The following is a 4,032-nucleotide window of genomic DNA, read 5'->3' as shown; positions in this document are numbered from 1 at the left end:
GGTGGTTATCAACATTCTTCCTAATATACAACATCCTTTACACCCCAACGTACTTGTTAGATAAGGGGGTGATAATAAATGTAAATATTTCAAATGAATGAAATTGTTGTCCACACTGACGTAACAAGTGAAAACCCACTTGTAAAAAGCCCTAGCATTCTTGTACAAGTAAGTCCACATCTCATCAACAACCTTAGTAACAACCTTACCCTTGACCAGCTCCTTAGCCCTACCCCACAACTCAACCAACTTCTCATACTTCTGCCCACCATAACGCTTAATCCAAGTGAAAACAGTACCAAGAGGTACGTTAAGCACCCTAGAAATGGCTCTCATACTCATACCATTAGCATACATTCTCAAAGCCTCCTCCCTCAACTTCCTAGGATGATGATGATAACTAGCATCACCCAAGAAGTACTTACCACAATCCCTACACAAATACTTCTGCCTACCCAAAGGCCTACCACACTTAACAACATGATGACTACCACAAGAGGGACAAGAAACGTCTTGCCTAAATACAGGCTTCCTACCCATAAGTAATACTCGTTATACAAATATAGATAACTTAACGACGACACTATCTACTCGTTGTAGAATTTCTCTTTCTTTTCCGCACAGAATTGTATTATTCGTGTTAGTAATTTCGAATATGGAATCGTTGAAACTATCATACCTACATAAAGGGGTTGTGTTATGCATCTGACTTAATAATACTCTTTTGTCTTGTTCAATTTTCCTACCTTAATTGTTCACACTCCGTCTGATGCTAAGTGTTCTCGAACGTAAAAGATATATCTAGGTTAGTTAATAAAAATATACTATGGGTAATACCAGTAATGTAGAGAGTAAAATTATCTATTTATTGAAACTCTATAGGTCAATGAGGTTCAATGAATTATTACGCTATTTTGACCAGAAAAGTAGGGTAATCAAAGCCCTCAATTTACTTCAAGAATTAAAGGTAGTGTACAAGTTAGGTGAATACTACACACTGGGTAAAACTGGTGCATTAATGACAGAGGTATTAGCCACTTTTTCAAAGGATTCAGCGGAAATTAGCGGTAGTTTTATTAAGATAAACAACGTGAAGGAACTTAGTTTTGAGGTTTATCACGATTACAGTATTTGGGAATTAAAAGGGCTTGAAATTAAAGACGATAAATTCAAGGCTATTTTAGGGAGGGATAAAAGGAGGATTTCCATAAAGATAACTTCTGTTATGCTCCCTTATCCGGCTTTAAAATTAAAAATCGTCCCGAACTTTACTCCGGGTTGTAAGGGAGAGGCGACAGCTTCAGTATTTCCGCTAGGGTATAAATTAATTTTTACAGATATTTGTGAGTGGGAAGGGGTAAAGGCAGGGATCTATTATTACTGCCTAGATAAATCAAACCCGCTCATAGCACTCCCTAAAGAGTAAAGTGAAACACTGGTAATAAAAAGTTTAATGAGCTGGTCTCGTCGGTAAACCTTATATGTTTTCATGATAAGGTATTCCAGTGGATCTAACAGATAAGGTGCTTCCTTACTTAAGGAACAAGAGTGATTTACCAAAAGTGATGGATCATATTAATAGTAGAACTACTGTCGTAAACATGAGGCTAAAAAACGTGACCAAAATTGCTCATTATCCTGACGGATATACTGAAATTACTTCTAAATGGGTCGCATTAACTCTTAAAGACACTGATTCCGCACAGCCCTCCATGACAATTACTGTTCCAGCGAGAGAGGTTAACATATTAGATTATTCCTTAGAGGTCAAGATCGATAAAAAGAAGATTAATGTAACACCTACTATAAACGTTTTTTCAAACAAGAAAGGCTATGTAACGATCTTCATTAAGTCGTCCCCTTTCTCCAAAAAGAGAGGAGATATAAATGAAGTCTCAGTAAAATTATCCTTATTTAATCCCATATTTACACCAAATAACCTTAAGGAGTTCCTGCGAGAGGTTGACGGGAAAGATTTTATAATCGATGCTGTAACCGTAACAGATGTATTTTGGGTGATTAGTGAAAGTTATATAACGTGTTATAAGGGATTCAACTTCAGAGGGGGGTTTTACTTTGAGGTACCATTAGAAACTGACTTGAATAAACTATCTATAAACCAGTTGGAGACGTATAGGAAGGGAGAAATTAATAACGCTGAATGTTACAGCCTAGAGCTCTACTTACCGGAACTGAAAATTTACGGTTATGTTTTATTCCTTTGAATAAAACGCTCTTTTCAATATGTATAAATTGCTGGGAATACATGTCTTACAGATTCGTAAATCTTATAATTTACGCCGGGAATCAATAATTATGCCAACAATAAGTATAAGGATTGACGAAATGTTAAAGAAGAAGATGGACGAGCTAAGCTACATAAACTGGAGCGAAGTAATAAGGAGAAAAATAGAGGAAGTAGTCGAGGAAGAAGAAAGAAAAAGGATGGAAAAGAAAAAGAAGGACCTAAAAAGGATTGTTGATGCCTCATTGAGGTCTTATGAGTTCTTCCTTAATTACGGGGGTAAAAGGTCTGAAGAGACGATTAGGGAATGGCGTGACAAGAATTGGCAGTAGTTGACGCTTCAGTCGTTATAAAATGGTTTGCTAATGAGCAAAACAGTGAAGAAGCTTTATTGCTCAAAGAGGCTTACGCAAAAGGTTTAGAAGATTTATTCGCTCCATGTATTTTACCATTCGAGGTATTGAATGGGCTAAAGTACACATACAACCTGGGCGAGAGGGAACTTAAAGAAGTAAGTAAAATACTCTCTGACTTCCAGATAACACTTTACGATATCGAAAGTATGCGAGATGAAGTTGTGGCCATTTCTCAAACTTACGGTATTTCAATCTACGATTCAGCTTACGTAGCTTTAGGTAAGGTGTTAGGAGATAAAGTTTATACAGCTGACGAGAAACTACTGAGGAAAGTCAGGGAATTACCTTTTGTACTTCACATAAGGGATTTCAAGATACCAGAGAAATCGTAGTTCGGGTTGTTAAGCATTAGCTGAAATATATCCAATTCTCTAAACTTACTGTGATAGCGAATGTATTCATTTATTAGTATGCTAGCTTGATTTTGACATAGTTTTTGAGTTTCGTCATCAAAATAATTTTGTTTTTAAACCCTTACAGAGGATTTTCCGAAGGATATTTTGATTAGTTCTCATAACAAACTGATGATAATATGCAATAGGAGAGGTGAGGAGACGATATAACTGAAGAGTATACAGTTATATTCACTTTGGTTCTCGACAGTGAGAATAAACACTTTAATATTAACGTCTAGAGTGTATTAAACAATTTCATTCACCTTGATGTAGGAGATAAGGTGAACAACGACTTAACCCATCTCAGTATTGAAGCATTTCTGGCGTTGTGTGGGAGGTGTTTGGACAGCAAAAATTCTAAGTTTAGGCATAGGATTCATCGATTGAGTGTTATTAAATTCGTGAAAATGTTGAAACACAACCAATTGAAGTTCTCGAGGTTTCAGATGCTTATACTTCCTCCATTAATCCCTTTAAAAGGTGAGAGGTTAATCTTCATTAGTAAACATTAGGTTAAATTTAGTTTATTAGATTCATAGAAGAATAAGCTCTCTTCCCGTTAGTTGATTTTGACATAAGGACAGCTATACTCTTCTACGAATCTAATGTGAAATTACAAGGATCTATTCTTACCTTGAAATCCTTATCTGCTGATATTATCTTAGCGTTGCATTTCTTTGAAACTATATAATGCAATGAATCATATGGTGATAGTGAGAGATCTTTTGTAGCTTCTACTATATCCTCTTGCTTAAAATCTACAATCCTAATTGGTAGCGGTAGTATGGCTAAAATCTCATCTTCAATGTCCTTAACACCTAATTTCCTTAACGCGTTAACTACCTCTAATAGACAGCAGTTATGGGACTTTAACGTAACTTAAAGATTTTCATCAGTCCAAGTGGTCCACCTAAATAACGTTCAACGAACCTGAGGAACGCCTCCACGCTCCTCAGGTTCAGCTCCCCTATCAGCT

General features: G+C 36.3%; 5 protein-coding genes and 3 pseudogenes. 5 read left to right on the top strand and 3 right to left on the bottom strand.

The features are described 5' to 3' along the window. Positions 1-540: IS1/IS1595 family N-terminal zinc-binding domain-containing protein (locus tag WIW72_RS10245; protein WP_337721432.1), on the bottom strand; the 540-nt coding region annotated here is incomplete at its 3' end. Positions 541-886: 346 nt separating this feature from the next. On the opposite strand from WIW72_RS10245, the gene WIW72_RS10240 reads away from it, so the two are divergent. The 5 genes and pseudogenes from WIW72_RS10240 to WIW72_RS13275 form a co-directional block, all read left to right on the top strand. After that, on the top strand, positions 887-1,426 hold the full coding sequence (locus WIW72_RS10240) for a hypothetical protein (protein WP_337721431.1): 540 nt from the start codon (positions 887-889) through the stop codon (positions 1,424-1,426). A 79-nt stretch (positions 1,427-1,505) separates the two neighbouring features. Next, a complete protein-coding gene (locus WIW72_RS10235; protein ID WP_337721430.1) occupies positions 1,506-2,225 on the top strand; it encodes a hypothetical protein in 720 nt (239 codons plus the stop codon). Between the two features lie 91 nt (positions 2,226-2,316). Next, entirely contained in the window at positions 2,317-2,577 is a 261-nt protein-coding gene (locus WIW72_RS10230) for a hypothetical protein (RefSeq protein ID WP_337701293.1), read from the top strand. Beyond that, a complete protein-coding gene (locus WIW72_RS10225; RefSeq protein WP_337701291.1) occupies positions 2,568-2,993 on the top strand; it encodes a type II toxin-antitoxin system VapC family toxin in 426 nt (141 codons plus the stop codon). The genes WIW72_RS10230 and WIW72_RS10225 overlap by 10 nt, the downstream gene beginning before the upstream one ends. A gap of 413 nt (positions 2,994-3,406) precedes the next feature. After that, positions 3,407-3,531, top strand: a pseudogene (locus tag WIW72_RS13275) (IS200/IS605 family accessory protein TnpB-related protein); the annotation flags it as partial. 119 nt (positions 3,532-3,650) lie between these two features. On the opposite strand, the pseudogene WIW72_RS13270 reads toward WIW72_RS13275, so the two are convergent. Beyond that, positions 3,651-3,896: pseudogene (locus WIW72_RS13270) on the bottom strand (type II toxin-antitoxin system VapC family toxin); the annotation flags it as partial. Positions 3,897-3,925: 29 nt separating this feature from the next. After that, a pseudogene (locus WIW72_RS10215) lies at positions 3,926-4,032 on the bottom strand (transposase); the annotation flags it as partial.

The organism is Stygiolobus sp. CP859M (assembly GCF_037389975.1).
Taxonomy (GTDB): Archaea; Thermoproteota; Thermoprotei_A; order Sulfolobales; family Sulfolobaceae; genus Stygiolobus.
The sequence above is the reverse complement of the archived record's forward strand: the minus strand, read 5'-3'. Positions and strand labels throughout refer to the sequence as shown.